Annotated in this window: 13 protein-coding genes; 2 read left to right on the top strand and 11 right to left on the bottom strand. The window is 71.2% G+C overall.

The genetic code is table 11. From position 1 onward, the window contains the following. Positions 1–755 precede the first annotated feature (755 nt). Together GWK61_RS43160 and GWK61_RS43155 are read left to right on the top strand one after the other, a co-directional pair. On the top strand, positions 756–1772 hold the full coding sequence (locus GWK61_RS43160) for an aldo/keto reductase (RefSeq protein WP_194917946.1): 1017 nt from the start codon (positions 756–758) through the stop codon (positions 1770–1772). Between the two features lie 19 nt (positions 1773–1791). Beyond that, a complete protein-coding gene (locus GWK61_RS43155; RefSeq protein ID WP_194917944.1) occupies positions 1792–3144 on the top strand; it encodes a phenylacetate--CoA ligase family protein in 1353 nt (450 codons plus the stop codon). A 206-nt stretch (positions 3145–3350) separates the two neighbouring features. Here GWK61_RS43155 and GWK61_RS43150 read toward each other — a convergent pair whose 3' ends face one another. From GWK61_RS43150 to GWK61_RS43105, 11 genes are all read right to left on the bottom strand, one after another. Then, complete coding sequence (locus GWK61_RS43150; protein WP_194917942.1) at positions 3351–4115, bottom strand: ABC transporter ATP-binding protein; 765 nt, start codon at positions 4113–4115, stop codon at positions 3351–3353. Further along, positions 4115–5071 carry an ABC transporter ATP-binding protein gene (locus tag GWK61_RS43145; protein ID WP_194917940.1) on the bottom strand — a complete coding sequence of 319 codons (957 nt, stop codon included), beginning with the start codon at positions 5069–5071 and terminating at the stop codon, positions 4115–4117. The genes GWK61_RS43150 and GWK61_RS43145 overlap by 1 nt, the downstream gene beginning before the upstream one ends. Further along, positions 5068–6153 (bottom strand): branched-chain amino acid ABC transporter permease, encoded by a 1086-nt coding sequence (locus GWK61_RS57570; RefSeq protein ID WP_228563898.1) that lies wholly within the window; start codon positions 6151–6153, stop codon positions 5068–5070. Before GWK61_RS57570 ends, GWK61_RS43145 begins: the two co-directional genes overlap by 4 nt. Continuing rightward, positions 6150–7043 (bottom strand): branched-chain amino acid ABC transporter permease, encoded by an 894-nt coding sequence (locus GWK61_RS57565; RefSeq protein WP_228563897.1) that lies wholly within the window; start codon positions 7041–7043, stop codon positions 6150–6152. Before GWK61_RS57565 ends, GWK61_RS57570 begins: the two co-directional genes overlap by 4 nt. Positions 7044–7221: 178 nt before the next feature. Further along, on the bottom strand, positions 7222–8430 hold the full coding sequence (locus GWK61_RS43135) for an ABC transporter substrate-binding protein (protein WP_194917938.1): 1209 nt from the start codon (positions 8428–8430) through the stop codon (positions 7222–7224). A gap of 189 nt (positions 8431–8619) precedes the next feature. Then, on the bottom strand, positions 8620–9207 hold the full coding sequence (locus tag GWK61_RS43130) for a GTP-binding protein (protein WP_194917936.1): 588 nt from the start codon (positions 9205–9207) through the stop codon (positions 8620–8622). After that, positions 9204–9641, bottom strand: coding sequence for a roadblock/LC7 domain-containing protein (locus GWK61_RS43125; protein WP_194917934.1), 438 nt, complete (start codon positions 9639–9641; stop codon positions 9204–9206). Before GWK61_RS43125 ends, GWK61_RS43130 begins: the two co-directional genes overlap by 4 nt. Further along, positions 9642–12785, bottom strand: coding sequence for a sensor histidine kinase (locus GWK61_RS43120; protein WP_194917924.1), 3144 nt, complete (start codon positions 12783–12785; stop codon positions 9642–9644). A gap of 423 nt (positions 12786–13208) precedes the next feature. Continuing rightward, positions 13209–14492 (bottom strand): oxygenase MpaB family protein, encoded by a 1284-nt coding sequence (locus tag GWK61_RS43115; RefSeq protein ID WP_194917922.1) that lies wholly within the window; start codon positions 14490–14492, stop codon positions 13209–13211. 22 nt (positions 14493–14514) lie between these two features. After that, complete coding sequence (locus GWK61_RS43110; RefSeq protein WP_194917920.1) at positions 14515–15606, bottom strand: polyprenyl synthetase family protein; 1092 nt, start codon at positions 15604–15606, stop codon at positions 14515–14517. Between the two features lies 1 nt (position 15607). After that, positions 15608–15886 (bottom strand): hypothetical protein, encoded by a 279-nt coding sequence (locus GWK61_RS43105; protein WP_194917917.1) that lies wholly within the window; start codon positions 15884–15886, stop codon positions 15608–15610. Positions 15887–16038: the final 152 nt, after the last annotated feature.

Below are 16038 nucleotides of genomic sequence, written 5' to 3'. Positions count from 1 at the left end.
GTCTTCGGCGTCGCCCTCAACACCGCCGCCCACCGCGGCCACATCACCAAAACCGCACCCGGCACCTACACCATCACCCCACAACAAGCCTTGACACCGGCCACAAACCCTTAACTACCCGATCTTGGACCGGTCCGGTGGTGTCAAGTCGCACGGAACCCGGCCACAGCAACAACGATCCGACTTGATACCACCGGACCGGTCTGCTTCCCTCAGGCGACGACGCGACGGGGAACCCGGGACGAACGCAACCACAAGCAGCGTCCGCCGCCTGACTACGCAGCCCCCCACCCCCCGGAGCGAGGCCGCTCGCCGCGCAGGCGCCGCCGGAGGCGCCCTTGAACACGAACACCGGCGGCCGCCAGCGCCAGCCGCCCCGCACAACCGAACTGCGTCCCCCCGCGAGGCCATCAAACCATGCGCGAAGCCGTAAAAAGCCCTTAAAACCCACAAACCAACCGCACCCGCAGCACCCATCCGCCACCAGCACCAGCACCCACACACAAAGCAGGAGCGCCGAAAAAACCGAGCACAGCCATGCTCGTTTCTCTCATGAAACGGCCCGTGCCGACTCTCTCCCGATTTCGAACAAACTGTCGCGCGCAGCATATCAGTCCACTAATTTCTAGTCCTTACATAAGAGCCCTAACGTTCCTATGCTGGGCGCGACCATCCTCGGGGGCGACGCCACAGCGCACACAGGAGGGCACGTGCATCATGCCGTTACACCAGGTCAAAGAGGGTTTCCGCAGGAGATGGAACCCAGGTTCCCACCCCTTCGACAGTTGGGGAAGCTGAGCGTTCCGGCCCAGGGGCTGGGGTGCATGGGACTCAGTGAGTTTCGAGGTCCGGTGGATCCAGGGGAGGCTCTGCGGACTGTTCACAGCGCGCTCGATGCGGGCGTGACCATGCTCGATACCGCGGACATCTACGGGCTCGGACACAACGAGCGGTTGGTCGGGAAGGCCGTGCGGGGGCGGCGGGATGAGGTCGTGATCGCCACCAAGTGCGGGATCGTGCGGGGGCACGGGGACTCCGGGCGGCGGCTGTGCGGGACCCGGCGGAACATCAAGGAGTCGTGCGAGGAGTCGCTGCGGCGGCTCGGCGTCGACCACATCGACCTGTTCTACCTGCACCGGGTCGATCCGGACACCCCGATCGAGGAGTCCATGCTGGGCATGGCCGAGCTCGTCGAGGAGGGCAAGATCTGGTACGTGGGCCTGTCGGAGGCGGAGCCTGCGACCATCCGGCGGGCGCACGAGGTGGTGCCGATCACCGCGCTGCAGAGCGAGTGGAGCCTGTTCACGCGCGACGTCGAGGGCGAGGCGCTGTCCGTCTGCCGGGAACTGGGCATCGGAGTGGTGGCCTTCTCCCCGCTCGCGCGCGGGTTGCTGTCCGGGGGCATCCGGGGGCTGGGCGACCTGGACGTCGCCGACGAGCGGCGCATCAACCCGCGGTTCCATCCCGGGAACCTCGACCGCAACATGCGCCTGGTGTCAGCCCTCGAAGACGTCGCGGCCGGGATGGGGCTCAGCGTGGCGCAGCTGGCGCTGGCGTGGGTGCACCACCAGGGCGACGACGTGGTGCCGATCCCGGGGGCCGAACGTGCCTCGCACGTGCGGGACAACATCAGGGCCGCCTCGATCGAGTTGAGCGCCGAGGTCCTCGCGCTGCTCGAACGCCTGTCGCCGGCCGGGGCGGTGGCCGGCCACCGCATGGACGCGCTGCGCTCCGGCATGCTGCCCGCCGACAAGCCGCACCACAACAGTTGACCCGTTCCGGAAGGCCCGCATGTACACCGTTTTCCGACCCGAGCTGGACGGCCTCGCCCGCGAGATCCTCGCCCGGTACCGTGCGTACCAGGAGGGCCGGACGACCCCGGCCGAGCTCGAAGCCCATCAGCTCGACGCCTTCGTCGCCACCCTCGGCGCCACGAAGAAGCACTCCCCGCTGTACCGCGAGCGGCTGGCGGACATCGAGCCGACAGATGTCAAAGCACTCACTCCCGAGGCGTTGGCGGGCATACCCTTCACCACCAAGGACGATCTGCGGGACCACGGTTTCGGGATGTCCTCGCTGCCGGTCCACCGCGCGTGGGTCTACTACGAGACCACCGGCACGACCGGGGCCTCGACGCCGAGCCCGCGCGCGGACGTCGACAGCCTGAACACCAACATCGCGATGACGGTGCAGTACGAGCCACTGCTGCGCGGGTTCGGCGAGGAGCAGGTCATGGGTGTCTGCGGGCCCAGCGAACTGCACGCGCACGGCGACACCTTCACGGAGGTGTGCCGGAACCTCGGCTACGCCAGCGTCAAGATGTGGCCGTACTCGCCGATGGTCGGGTTCGAGCGCGCGCTGCGGGTGATGCGCGAGCTGCCCGTGACGGGGCTGTTCTGCACGCCGGGAATGGCGGTCGCGCTGGCGAAGGCGGCGATCCGGTCGGGGTCGGATCCACGGCGCGACTTCGCGATGGACGTGCTGATGCTCACCGGCGAGACGGCACCGCCGAGTCTGCTGGCGCACATCGGCCGGCTGTGGGGCGCGCAGGCGCATCTGTCTCTGTACGGATCGCAGGAGTCTTCGGTACTGGCGCTCGGGTCGGTGGACGGGTCCCTGCGGCTGACGCCGTTGCTGAACTACTACGAGGTGGTGGATCCGGTGTCGTTGAAGCCGGCGATCGCCGACGCGGACGGGGTCCTCCGTGGCGAGATGGTGGCCACGCACCTGTATCAGGGGGCGAAGCCGCTGGTCCGGTACCGCACGGGCGACCTGGTTCGGCTGCATCCCGACGCGCGGGTGGAGGTGTTGGGCCGTGCGGTCGACCGGTTGGTTCTGAACGGTGCCGAGACGAGTGTGTACGAGCTCGAAGATCTGCTCATCGAGGGGATCGACGGGTTCCTCGACCATCGGATCCTGATCGACCGGCGGGCCGGACGCGATGTTCTGACGCTGGTTCTAACGCCGGCGAACGACGGTGACGGAGCCGGGCCGCGGGGCGTCGAGCCGCGGATCGCGGCCTGTCGCGAGACCTTCGACACCGAGGTGGAGCTCGTGGTCGCGGATGCCGAGACGGTGATCGACGCTCAGGGGCCGGTGAGCTGGAAGACGCCGCGGATCCACGATCGGCGGGCCACCGGCTGAGGAGCCGGGAAGCGGCGGCGCGAGCCCTTGGCTTGCCGCCGCCGCGCGTACTGTCGCCGACTACGCACCGCCGCTCGTTCCGCCGCCGCCCGCGCTGCCGCCGATCACACCGCCAACGCTCGCACTGTCGCCGCCCGCGCTGCCGCCGATCACACCGCCGCTGCCTGCGCAGTCGCCGACTATGCCCCTGCTTAGAGAAACACCGTTCAGAGAGACACCGTCTCCGCCCTACTCGGCGAAGCGACCCCCTCCGCCGCGGCATGCCCCATCGCCTCGGCGGCCCGGTCCGGCTCGTCGCGCAGCTCCTTGGCGCTGAACTCGTCGGCGACGCGGCCGGCGACCAGGATGGTCACGCGGTCGGCGACGTCGGCGGCGAACGCGGGGCGGGGCGCGGCCACCAGGATGGTCAGGCCGCGATCCGGCAGGGTCTTCTTGATGAGGTCCGCTATGTCCTGCACGATCAGCGGCGCGAGGCCTTCGGTGGGCTCGTCGAGCAGCAGCAACCGGGGCTGCCCGAGCAGGGCTCGGGCGACGGCCAGCATCTGCTGTTCGCCGCCGGAGAGCTGGCGGCCCCGGTGCCCGGCGCGTTCGGCCAGGCGCGGCAGCAGTTCCTTGACGGTGTCCGGCGTCCATTGCGCGGTGGCCCGCTCGCGGCGGCTGCGGCGGCCGAAGGCAAGCGCCAGGTGCTCCTGGACGGTCAGGCCCGGGAACACCCTGCGGCCCTGCGGGACCAGGCCGACGCCGGAGCGCGCCCGGCGGTGCGCGGGCTGGCGGGTGACGTCCGCGCCGGCCAGCTCGACCCGGCCCGAGGAGGTCGACACCAGGCCGGACACCGTGTGGATCAGCGTCGTCTTGCCGGCGCCGTTGTGGCCGACCACGGCGTGCACCGAGCCCTCGGGGACCTCCAGGTCCAGGCCGTGCAGCACGGTGCCGCCGTCGTAGCCGGCGGTCAGGGAACTGAGACTCAGCATCAGAGCGTCTCCTCGGAGCTTTCGTCGGAGCTTTCGTCGGAGCTTTCGATGGAGCTGTCGATGGAGCTGTCGATAGAGCTGTCGATGGAGCTGTCGATAGAGCTGTCGTCGAACGTCCAGTACGACGGCCGGTCGGCGTCGACGGCCGCGGAAGCCGCCGTGCGCTGATCCCGACTGTCCCGTTCCGACCCGGCGGACCCGACCGCCGACTCCCCCAAGTACGCCTCGCGCACCGCGGCGTCCGCGGCGATCTCCGCCGGCGTCCCGGTCGCCAGCAGCGCCCCGTCCTGCAGCACGGTGACCGTGTCGGCGACCGCCGCCACGAAGGCGAAGTCGTGCTCGACGACCACCACCGTCACCTGCTCCGGCAGCGCCCGCATCGCGGCCAGCAGCCGCTCCACGCCCTGGTCGGTCAGCCCGGCCGCGGGCTCGTCGAGCAGCAGCACCCGCGGATCGGCGGCCAGCGCCATCCCGATGTCCAGCATCCGCCGCTCGCCGTGGGCCAGCGCGCCGGCCGGGCGGTCGGCGAGCGCCGTGATGCCGGCCGTCTCCAGGTAGCACTCGCAGGCCTCGGACAGCTTGCGGTACCGGCGGCGCTGCCACTTGCCGCGCACCTCGGAATGCGGCCACGCCGCCAGCGCGATGTTGTCCGCCACCGACAGCGTGCTCCACACCGTGGGCTGCTGGAACGTGCGGGCGATGCCCAGCCGGGAGCGCTTGGCCCGCGTGGTGCGCGTGACGTCGCGGCCGTCGTAGCGGATCCGGCCGGCCGTCGGACGCAATTCGCCGGAGATCAGGTTCAGCAGCGTGGTCTTCCCGGCGCCGTTGGGCCCGATGACCGCGTGCCGCCGCCCGGCCTCGAAGCTCAGGTCCAGGCCCGCGACGGCGACCGTCGCGCTGAACGCCTTGGTCAGACCACTGACTTCGATCGTCGCCGATCCGGACACCGGGCTCATGTCTGTCCTCCGCGTCGTTTCGGCGCCCGGAACCGGATCCCGGCGACACCGTCCGGAAACGCGTAGACGGCGATGACGAACATCAGGCCCAGCAGCAGCGGCCCGTGTCCGGGGAACGGTCCGGCGAGCCAGTCCCGGGTGGCCACGATCAGTCCCGCCCCGAACAGCGCGCCCAGCGGCGACGTCGCCCCGCCCAGAACCACGGCCAGCAGGACCAGCGCGGAATTGGAGAAGCTGCCGTCGTCGGGCGACACGTACTGGTTGACCGTGCACATCAGCACGCCGCCGAACCCGGCCAGTGCCCCGGCCGCGACATACGCAAGCCACTGATACCGCGTCACCGGGTGCCCGGCCGAGCGCATCCGCGCCTCGTGGTCCCGGCACGCCAGCAGCAGCTTGCCCACCGGGGAGCGCAGCACCCGCCACACGATCGCCACGATGACCGCGGTGGCGCCGAGCACGTACCAGTAGACGTTCCGGTCGGAGTCCAGCGTCGCCATCCCCGGCAGCGGCCGCACCCGCGGGATGCCGTACATCCCGTCCGTCCCGCCGGTCAGCGACCGCCACTCGCCGGCGGCGGTGACCGTCAGCTCGCCGAGCGCCAGGGTCGTCATCAGGAACGCCACCCCGCGCGTGCGGATCGCGACGAGCCCGGTGGCCGCGGCGAACCCGGCGGCCACCAGCGTCCCGCACAGCAGCTGCACGACGCCGATGGTGTGCCCGTGCGTCCCCAGCACCCCGGCGGTGTAGGCCCCGACCAGGAACGGCGCCGCCTGTCCCATCGTCGGCAGCCCCGAGTATCCGGCCAGGATGCTGACGCTGACGGCCAGGACCCCCAACGCCAGCGCCTTCGACAGCAGGCTGATGCCGTAGCCGTCGAAGCTCGCCGGCGCGATCAGCAGGAACGCGGCCAGCACCACGACCGGTACGCCGACGCGCACCCGAGGCGACGCGAGCAGCGTCGCGACTGCCGAGCCCGAGCCAGAGCCCGAACCGGAGCCCGAGCCCGTCGCGTCGGAGGCCTTCGAACCCGCCGGGTCCGCGGGGTCGGCAGAGTCCGTGGGAACCGTAGGCGCCGTCATGCGTGTGCCCCCACTGCCGCGCCCGCCGAAGCGGACGAGCTCCGGAACGTGCGCACCACGAGCGCCACCGCCATCAGCCCGAACAGCAGGTACGGCGCCCAGTTCGACGAGATCGACACACCGAGCGTCTCGATCTCCCCGACCGCGATCGCCGCCAGGAACGCGCCCACCACCGAACCGGGCTTCCCGAGCACGATCACGACCATCGAGAGCATCAGCACCTTGTCGGCGGTGTCCGGGCCGGGGCCGATGATCGGCGCGCCGAGCCCGCCGGCCAGCCCGGCCAGCGCCCCGGCCGCCCCGCACAGCGCCGCGTGCACGCGCCACGGCGCGTACCCCATGGCGCCGACCATGTCCCGGTCGTCGGCCGCGGCGCGCAGCAGCGAGCCGGCGCGGGTCCGGCCCAGAACGTAGGTCCCGGCCAGCGCCAGCACCGAGGCGACCACGATGAACATCAGCCGGTAGGTCGGGTATACGTGCCCGAAGATGTGCACGGTCCCGTTCACCGAGTTCGGGATCACGACCGGGTGTTCGTCCCCGCCGTAGACGGTGCTCAGGATGTCCCCGCCGACCAGCGACAGGCCGAAGGTCAGCAGCGCCTGGGGTAAGTGTCCGCGCTCGGCCAGCGGCAGGGTCCCGGCGGCCAGCACCGCGCCGCCGAGCGTGCCGCCGACCGTGGCCACGGCCAGTCCCAGGAACGCCGACGACCACGAGCCGTTCGACACCGTCGCGGCCAGGTAGCCGCCGAGCGCGAACAGGGTCCCGTGGGCGATGTTCAGCACACCGCCGATCCCGAACAGCAGTGTCAGGCCCGCGGCCGCGACGAACAGCAGCAGGCCGTACGCCACGCCGTCCAGTGCGGGCACGAAGTGCGCGTTGATCGCACCCATGGAACCCCTTTCGCAGTGCTCTTGCTGGTTGTGCGGTCGTACGGGTCATGCGTTTGTACGGGTCATGTGGTTGTGCGGGTCATGCGGTCGTGCGGCAATACAGACAATGCTCGCCGATACGTCAAGCACATCGGGCCGGTCGAGCAGCATCCTGCTCGACCGGCCCCGAGGCAGCGAATCAGCTGCCGATGGTCGCCAGGTCGCCGATCTTCACGTTCGCCAGCGCTGTGCCGTCCATCTCCACCTTGCGCAGGTACCACTTCTGGACCGGCACGTGCGTGTCAGCCGACAGCTGCCAGGTCCCGCGCGGGCTGTCGATCTGCCCCAGCGCCTTGATCGCGGCGTTGACCGTCTCCGGCGTCAGGTTCGAGCCGGCCTTGGCGATCGCCTGGTCCAGCACCGAGGCCGCGTCCCAGCTGTACATCGCGGTCGCCGGCGGCGACGAGCCGTTGTACTTCTGGCTCCACGCCGAGACGAACGCGCGGTTCGCGGCGCTGGAGATGTCCGGCGAGTAGTTCATCGAGGTGGTGATGCCGTCGGCCGCCGAGCCCTCGGCCTTGAGCGTGCCGCCCTCGGTGATGAAGCCCGCGGCGTACAGCGGGATGCCCTTGGCGTCGGACTGGGACCAGTCCTTCACGAAGTCGATCGCGCTCTGACCGGTGTAGAAGCAGTAGATCGCCTTGGCACCGGAGGCCTTGACCTTCGCCAGGTACGGCGTGAAGTCCGAGGTGGTCGGGAACGGCGTGAAGGTGGGCTTGCCGCCGTCGTTGGCGAGCTTGCCGCCGGCCTTGGTGTAGGAGTCGGTGAAGCCGCGGAGCTGGTCGTAGCCGCCCTGGTAGTCCGGGCCGAAGGCGTAGACCGAGCCCTGGACGTTCTGCGCCATGTACGGGCCCATCGCGCCGCCGGGGTCGGTGGACATGAAGCTCATGGTCCACAGGTGCGAGACGTCCTTGACCGTCGGGCGGCCGCCGGTGTTGACCACCGGCACGCCGGCGGCGGTGGCGATCGGCACGACCGCCTGGATGGTCGGGGTGGCCACGATGCCGGCGATGGCCAGCACGTGGTCCTGCTCGATCATCTTCTTGGCCACCGGCACCGCGGCCGAGCCGCCGTTGGCCTCGTCGCCCACGTCCAGCTTGACGGTGTGGCCGCCGAGCTTGTTGCCGTGGTTGTCCAGGTAGAGCTGGAACCCGTTCAGGTGGTCCGGGCCCAGCGCCTTGTTGCTGCCGGTCAGAGCGGTGATCAGGCCGATGGTGATGGGCGAGTCGGCCTTCGCGCTGCTGCCCTTGCTCGACGTGCTGCTGCTGCATCCGGCGGCCGCGAGCGCGGTCACCGCGCCGACGGCCACGAACGCCCGCAGGCGCGCCGGTACTCGGGACGAGAACAAGACTTTCTCCTTAAGCGGTTGATATCTGTGGTCACACGGACCGGGGCCGGTCGGCCGATCGGGCCGGCCGGGCCGCCGATCCCACGGTTCTGCGATCGGTGCGGCGGTTCAGTGGTTCGAGCGGTTCGAGTGGTTCAAGTGGCTCAGTGCTCAGCGATCCTCAGCGACGCGGCACGACCTGTTGCCGGCTCACTGCCCGGCGTAGGCCGCGTCGGGGTTCATCCGCAGCTGGGTCACGGCGTGCTCCACGAGGGTGACCAGCACCCGCTTGCTCGACTCGCGGCGGCGCGCGTCGCACATCAGCAGCGGGACCGAGTCCCGGACCGAGAGCGCGTCGCGGATCTCCTCGTGGCCGTGCATGGGGGCGCCGTCGAACTGGTTGATCGCCACCACGTGCGGGATCGACCGGTGCTCGAAGAAGTCGATGGCCGCGAAGGCGTCGTCCAGCCGCCGGACGTCGGCCAGCACCACGGCGCCGATCGCGCCGCGGGCCAGCTCGTCCCAGAAGAACCAGAACCGCTCCTGCCCGGGCGCGCCGAACAGGTACAGGATCAGGTCCTGGGCCAGCGTGATGCGGCCGAAGTCCATCGCCACCGTGGTCGCGGTCTTGCCCGGGATGCCCCGCACGTCGTCGATGCCCGCCCCCGCGACGGTCATCTCCGCCTCGGTGGTCAGCGGCTGGATCTCCGAGACCGAGCCGACCAGCGTGGTCTTCCCCACGCCGAAGCCCCCGGCCACGACGATCTTCGCCGCGGTGGCCTGGTTCGCGCGGTTCACCGCATCCTCGCCGATGCCTCACGGGCCAGCATCCGCGACCGCGCCATCGGCGTCAGCGCCGCGCCGACCTGGTTGATGAGCTCGGCCATCGTGTAGGAGACCTGGCCGATGTCGCACTCGCGGCGGGCGAAGACCAGCAGCGAGGCGCCGTCGCTGACGGCCATCGAGAACAGGAAGCCGCCGAACAGCTCGGTCAGGTTGCTCTGCACCGGGGCGGCGTGCAGCAGCCGCGCCGCGCCGGCCAGCAGGCCGACCAGCCCGGAGGCCACCGCGGCCAGGTTCTCGGCCTGCTCGTCGGTCAGGTCGTTGCTGGCCGCCACCACCAGACCGTCCGCCGAGACGGCCAGCGCGTGCACGACGCCGGGTACGCGCAGTGCGAAGTCGTTGAGGAGCCAGTCCAGATTGTCGGGGGGACTGCTGGGCATGAGCGACATTTAGAAGGTTCCTGTACTTGAAGGCGGCGTGTAGGGGGTCTGGGGGACACTGCCGGGGGCGCCGCGGCCGCCGATCCCTCGGGCGTAGGCCACCATCGAGGCCGACACCCGGGACGGGTCCCGCTCGGCCGGGCTGGTCGCCTCCGGGACGTCGTCCATGGCCTCGGCGGGCAGCCGGGCCAACGGCACCCGCTTGGGCAGCCCGTGCGTCGTCCTGACCTGCTCCGCGGCCGGCGCGGGGGGTGGTGCCGGAGCCTGGGGGGCGGTCGGCAGAGCAGGCTGGGCCTGGAACGGGGGCTGCACCGGAGCCGGTGCCGGGACGGGGACCGTCGGCCGGGGCTGGTACGACGGCTGGTTCTGATACGACGGCTGGTTCTGGAACGAGGGCTGGTTCTGGTTCTGGAACGAGGGCTGCACCGGCGTCGGGACCCCGGGCCGGGGCTGGTAGGACGGCTCGCCCTGGAACGACGGCTGGGCCGCGGTGGCGGCGGCCGGAGCCGGGTAGGCGGGCCGGGGCTGATACGACGGATGCTCCTGATACGACGGCTGCGCCGGGGGCTCGAACGCTGCGCGCATCTGGTAGTCGGACTGCGGCTGGTTCTGCCACGAGGGCTGCGCGCCCTGAGCCGCCCGGGCCGCAGCGGCCTGCGCGGCCTGAACCGCCTGAGCTTGTGCGGCTTGAGCGGCCTGGGCCTGCGCCGCCTGGGCCGCCTCGGCTGCCGCCCGGCCGCGCAATGCTCCGGCCAGCCACGGGCTCACCGGGCCGTCGGTCACTCCGGGGCCGGACACCGCGCCGCCGACCGGGGCCGCGGGACCGGCCGGGCGGCTCAGCGGCCGGACCCGGATCGGGGCCGGCGGGAATCCGTTGACGCCCTCGGCGATGCCCGGCTGGGTCGCGCCGTACGGACCGGTGTCCATGGCCGCCGCGGGGACCGGCGGCTGCGGGTACGGCGCGGGGCGCTGCCGGGGGTCGAAGCCGCCGCCGGCCGGTCCGTACTGCTCGGCGCCCTCCTGTGGCCCCGCGCCCCGGCGGCGACGTCCGCCGTTGCCGGCCGCACCGGCCGCACCGGCCGCACCGGCCGCGGCAGCAGCGCCCGCCATACCGGCAGCACTCGCCGCGCCGGCCCCGACGCCCGCCGCGGCCGCGGGGTTCGAGCCGTACCCGCCGGGCTGTCCCATCCCGGAAGCCAGGGTGTTGATCGCGGCGGTCGGCGAGGCGGCGAACGAGTGGAAGGAGCTCTCCTGCGCGCCGGGCGTCCAGTACAGCGTCGGCGGCAGTACGAGTTCTGCGATGGTCCCGCCCTGCGGGTTCTGCCGCAGCTCCACGGCTATGCCGTACCAGGACGCCAGCTGCCCGGCCACGGTCAGGCCCATCGCCTTGACCGAGGCCGCGTCCAGGTGGGTCGGCGTGGTCAGCCGGGCGTTGAGCTCCGAGCGCCGGCGCGGCGTCATGCCGATGCCGCGGTCGGTGATCTGCAGGATGATGCGGTCGGCCAGCACGCGCATGTCGACCAGGACCCGGCTGTCCGGGGAGGAGAACGCGGTGGCGTTGTCCAGCAGCTCGGCGCACATGTGCACGAGGTGGTCGACCACCGGCGGGGCCACGACCACGGTCATGTCGACGTTCACCAGGTCCACGCGCGAGTAGCGCTCGATCCGGCCGGAGGCCGCGCGGATCACGTCGATCAGCGGCACGCCCTCGTCGCGCACCCGCACCGTGCCCTCGCCGCCGAGCACCAGCAGGCTCTCGTTGTTGCGGGTCATGCGCGCGGCCAGGTGGTCCAGGACGAACAGCCGGGCCAGGCGGTCCGGGTCCTGCTCGTCCCGCTCGGCCTTGTCCAGTTCCAGGGTCAGCGCGCCGGTCAGGCGCTCGCCGCGGCGGGCCAGGGCGACGAACGCCGCGCCGACGCCGGCGCGCAGCAGCACCTGTTCGGCGGCGGTCCGGATGGCCTCGCGCCGGACCGCGTTGAAGGCCCGGGCCACGGCGGCGATCTCGTCGTCGCCCTTCACCGGCAGACCGCCGGCCGCCTCGTCGGCGAACTCCTCAGGGGTCTGACCGGTCAGCGATCCGGTGCCGCGCAGCGCCTGCACCGCGGCCGGCAGGTCCTCGAAGGCGACCGCGTGCGCGCCGTCGCGCAGGCCTCGCAGACCCTTGATGATCGGCCGGCCGAGCCGCAGGCTCACCATCAGCGCCAGCAGCATGGTGCCGGCGATCGCCGCGGCCTCGATACCGGCCAGTTCGCGCTGGCGCGTGCGGTCCTTGGCGATCAGGTCCAGGGTGCCCAGGTCCATGTCGTGGCGCACGCCGTCCAGCGCCGCGAGCCGGGCGTCCAGGGTGGTGGTCCACAGCTTCGGATCCAGCTGGACGGGCTTGCCCGGCGGGGTGTTCGCGACGGTGTCTTCCAACTGGCCCGCACCGGCCATGCCCGGGCCGCCGAGCCTCTGGTTCGGGACGTCCTGCCAGCTCGCCGGGGCCAGGGCGCCGAAGGACTCGATCGCGCTGGCGTAGCTGGAGCGGCTGCCGATCAGGTCCTGCTGCGCCGACGCGGTCTGGAACGGCTCGCCGACGGTGCGCAGGACGTCCGCTTCCTCGCCGCTGAGCGATTCCCGGGCCTGGCTCAGCGCCGAGGTCGCGCGCAGCATGGTGGCGACCTGCGAGGAGGCGCCGGAGTTCTGCACCAGGTCGTGGTAGGCCAGCAGGTCGGCGATGACGATGTGGTACTGGAAGTCCGCCGCCGACAGCGCCTGGGAGTTGCCGGTGCGGATGTGGTCCCGCAGGGTGTCGATGGCCCGCAGCTCGCCGTCGATCCGGTTCAGCAGCGTCTTGCCGTCCGAGGACAGCCAGGGCATGCCCTTGAGCTTCTCCTCGTAGACCGCGGTCGCCGTCTGGGTCTTGGTGATCTGGCCGGTGAGCGCGTTCAGATCGCTGCCGGGCGGCGCGGTCAGGAACAGCGCGACCTGGGTCCGCTCGGCCTGGAGCTCGGCGACCAGGTCGCCGGCCGCCGAGGCCGAGTTCATCAGGGTGTACAGATGCCCGGCGCTGATCGCCCCGGACGTCGAGGTCACCAAGGCCAACGCCCCGAAGCCGGAGACGGCACACAGGGGGACAGCGACCAGTATGCCGAGCTTCTTGGTGATTCTCACGGAGTGGCCTTTGCGATCCGCGCTGGTCGGCGCATCGGGTGGTGGCGAACGACGTCGGGGTGGCTTCTACGCGTGGTTCAACGCTCGATCAAAGTTCTGTCAAAGGCCGACCCGACGGCCATGAAACAGACCACTGCTTTGTTCGAGCGAATGCATGCTAGCGGAAAGTGCTTGGCTTGAGACAGCCTGGGTGGTGGAACGGACACGGAACGCGCAAAACTGCCGGTGAACAGGCCGTTCGGGTCTTACCGGGCGTCGGGTATGTCCCTTTCCGGACGAGCCGGACCGGTGCGTCCGCCCGCGGTGACTACTGTGTGTTGCCAAAGTCCGAAGAAACACGTGATGACTACGCCGATTCCGAGACGAAACGCCGATGGTCATCGGCGCCGATGTGGTCGATCAGGAATTCACGAACACGTAACCTCAAGCGCCGGCCGGCTGATCGGTGGCGCCGGCCGGATCTGCCGACTCGGCGAGGTCCGCCGGGTCTGCCGGGTCGGCCGGGTTGGCCGGGTCGGCCGGATTGCCGCCCGGGTTGGTCAGGTCGGCCAGCAAAGCAGAGACCGGAGGCGGCGTCCAGCGTTCATCCCTGGGCCTGTCCACGCCATATTCGTCCTTGAGGTGATCAGGGATCGCATAGTGCATGACCCGCCCGCGCGTCAGGGAGCTGAGTTCGAAACGCGTGGTGACCGCACCGAGCCGGTCGATGACCATCGCGGCCAGCGGTGAGCGTTCCTTGAGGTGTTCGGTGACGCCCAGCAGCAGCGGCGCGACCGGCACCAGGTGGTCGAAGACCGCCGAGCGGGGCACCTGGAGCCAGTCCGCGGCGGTGTCCCCGACCAGATAGCGGATCAGCGCCGGGACCACGGGGTCAAGGAGTGTACCCGGGACGACTTCCTCGTACAGCTCGATGAGCTGCCGCGTCAGGCTGACGCCGGCCTCGGAGGGGCCCATGAACTTCGTCATATAGAGGTCTGAGAAATCTCGCGCCTCGGACAGATCCACCGGCGCCGTTCCGGTGTCGACGCCGAGCATCGCGCCGACAACCCGCCATGCGTAGAAATACGCATCCGCGCCGGCCTCGGTGACATGAACTCCCAACCGGTGCAACGCGTCCAGGACCTGGATCGAGAACATCATCTGGCCGCCGATCATGTCCTCCTGGCAGATCGGCACGCCCCAGGTGGCCTCGTCCCACGCGCCTTCGCGGCGGAGGTGGTGCCGGATCGAGGCGTGCAGGAGGCGGACCTTCTGCGCGGCCGGGACGAAGGTGCCGCCGGCCTCGAAGGCGTCGGGGCGCATCAGGTAGACGGTGAACTGGCCGGTCGCCGCCATGCGGTTGGACGGGTAGTCCAGGGCGTGCGTGGCGGCCAGCAGCTTGGCGACATGCGGCAGCATGTAACACGCCGGCATCGAGGCGAAGGACAGCGCCGTGGAGATGTGGACGTTGTTGTCGATGAAGAACATCCGTGCCGTCTCCATCCGGTCCCAGTCGACCCAGTCCGGCGGCGTCATGGTGGCGGCGAGGTAGTCGCGGGCCACCTGCGGCAGGCCCTCGGGCAGCGGATCGCCGACGCGCTCGAACCAGCGCATCAGGGTGTTGAAGTGGCCGATCTCGCCGGCCGCGAACAGCGCGTCGACGGTGGCGTCGGCGAGGTCGTCGCCGCGCAGGCGCAGGGCGGCCATCGCTTCGGGGGTGACGGGCATGGGGTCTCCTCGACGGGGGAAGTCAGGACCTGCGGGTGGTGACGGCTTCGGCCAGGTGGTCCAGTGCCTCGGCGGCGGAGCGCGGGAGGCCTTTGCCTGGGCCGACGCCGACGCCGACGCCGACGCCAGTGCCGGTGCCGGTGCCGGCCAACGCGGCCCGGGCCCGGCGCACGCGCTGCGCGATCAGCTGCTCGACCCGGCCCCGCGCGCCGCTGCGCTGCAGGATCGCGCGGACCTCGGCGAGGTCGGCGGCGCCGAGGTCGTCGCGGCCGAGCAGGCGGTCCAGCGCCGAGCGGTCGCGGAGCGCGGCGCCCTGGCGGGCGTAGGCGATGAGCGCGGTGGGGCGGGCGGCGGTGATGTCGTCGAGGTTGGACTTGCCGGTGACCGCCGGGTCGCCGAACACTGCGAGCAGATCGTCACGCAGTTGAAACGCCTCGCCGAGCGGGAGGCCATATTCGGTGAAGATGCGGAGCGTGCGGTCGGAGGCGCCGCCGAGGCGGCCGCCGATGTGCAGCGGATGCTCGACGGTGTACTTGGCGGTCTTGTAGCGCACGATCGTCAGCGATTCCTGCGGATCGGTCTCGGTCCCGGTGCGCAGGACCTCCAGGCACTCCCCCGCGATCAGCTCGCGCGCCAGGACGGACCACATCGGCCTGGCGCGTGCCAGATACAGCGCGGGCAGTCCGCAGCCGGTGAACAGCTGCCCGGCCCAGGCCATCAGCAGATCGCCGACGAGCAGGGCCAGCGAGCGCGCGGCACCGTCGGGATCGGGCGCCTTCGCGGTGGCGTCGCGCAGGGCGATGTGCGGCGTGGGGACGCCGCGACGCAGGGGGCTGTCGTCGATGAGGTCGTCGTGGACCAGCGCGGCGGCGTGCACGAGTTCCATCGCGGCGGCGGCGCGGATCATCGCCGGGCTGTCGCCCTGGCCGGCGGCACGCCAGCCCCAGTAGCAGAAGGAGGCGCGGATGCGCTTGCCGTCGGCGACCGCCGCGCGTAGCTGGGCACCGACCGGCGCGAGCAGCGGGTCGACGGCCTCCAGCAGGTCGGTCTCGGCACGGACGAAGGCCCGGAGCTCGGTGTCTATGCGGGACTTGAGATCGGCCTGGGAGAGCACCTCACGCCCCGGAGGCTTTTTCGCGCGCTGCGGCGGCGCGGCGTGCCAAGTCCTCCATGTGCGCCCGCGCGGGCGGCGCGACGCGGTCGAGGACGACGTCGCCGTGCGCCCTGACCTCGCGGTGGAGGTCGGAGGCCATCTCCGGCAGGTCCGAGCGGGCCAGCACGCCCCGGGCGCGGCGCAGGGCGCCCTCGGCGGCTTCCAGGCCGAGGTCGGCCAGGCCTGCCAGTAGGCGGGCCGCGTCGCGTGTCAGCGACGCGGCTCGATCCTGCTCGGACATGATTTTGGTCCTCCCCCAGGTGCGCGCTGGTTCGGCGCACGCTTCGACGCACACTGCTTCGACCCACACTGGTTCGACGCCGGGCCCCTTCCCCGGGGGGAGTGTCGTCAAGCCCTGATTCGCTCGACGGGGTGATGGGGGTTGACTTGGGG

The organism is Catenulispora rubra (assembly GCF_015356825.1).
In the GTDB taxonomy this organism is placed as follows: Bacteria; Actinomycetota; Actinomycetes; order Streptomycetales; family Catenulisporaceae; genus Catenulispora; species Catenulispora rubra.
This window is presented reverse-complemented; position numbering and strand designations above follow the sequence as displayed.

Excerpts from the sequence above, each read along its gene's own strand:
- GWK61_RS43160 (WP_194917946.1), top strand. The coding sequence starts at position 756 with ATGGAACCCAGGTTCCCACCCCTTCGACAGTTGGGGAAGCTGAGCGTT.
- GWK61_RS43155 (WP_194917944.1), top strand. The coding sequence starts at position 1,792 with ATGTACACCGTTTTCCGACCCGAGCTGGACGGCCTCGCCCGCGAGATC.
- GWK61_RS43150 (WP_194917942.1), bottom strand. The coding sequence starts at position 4,115 with ATGCTGAGTCTCAGTTCCCTGACCGCCGGCTACGACGGCGGCACCGTG.
- GWK61_RS43145 (WP_194917940.1), bottom strand. The coding sequence starts at position 5,071 with ATGAGCCCGGTGTCCGGATCGGCGACGATCGAAGTCAGTGGTCTGACC.
- GWK61_RS57570 (WP_228563898.1), bottom strand. The coding sequence starts at position 6,153 with ATGACGGCGCCTACGGTTCCCACGGACTCTGCCGACCCCGCGGACCCG.
- GWK61_RS57565 (WP_228563897.1), bottom strand. The coding sequence starts at position 7,043 with ATGGGTGCGATCAACGCGCACTTCGTGCCCGCACTGGACGGCGTGGCG.
- GWK61_RS43125 (WP_194917934.1), bottom strand. The coding sequence starts at position 9,641 with ATGTCGCTCATGCCCAGCAGTCCCCCCGACAATCTGGACTGGCTCCTC.
- GWK61_RS43115 (WP_194917922.1), bottom strand. The coding sequence starts at position 14,492 with ATGCCCGTCACCCCCGAAGCGATGGCCGCCCTGCGCCTGCGCGGCGAC.
- GWK61_RS43105 (WP_194917917.1), bottom strand. The coding sequence starts at position 15,886 with ATGTCCGAGCAGGATCGAGCCGCGTCGCTGACACGCGACGCGGCCCGC.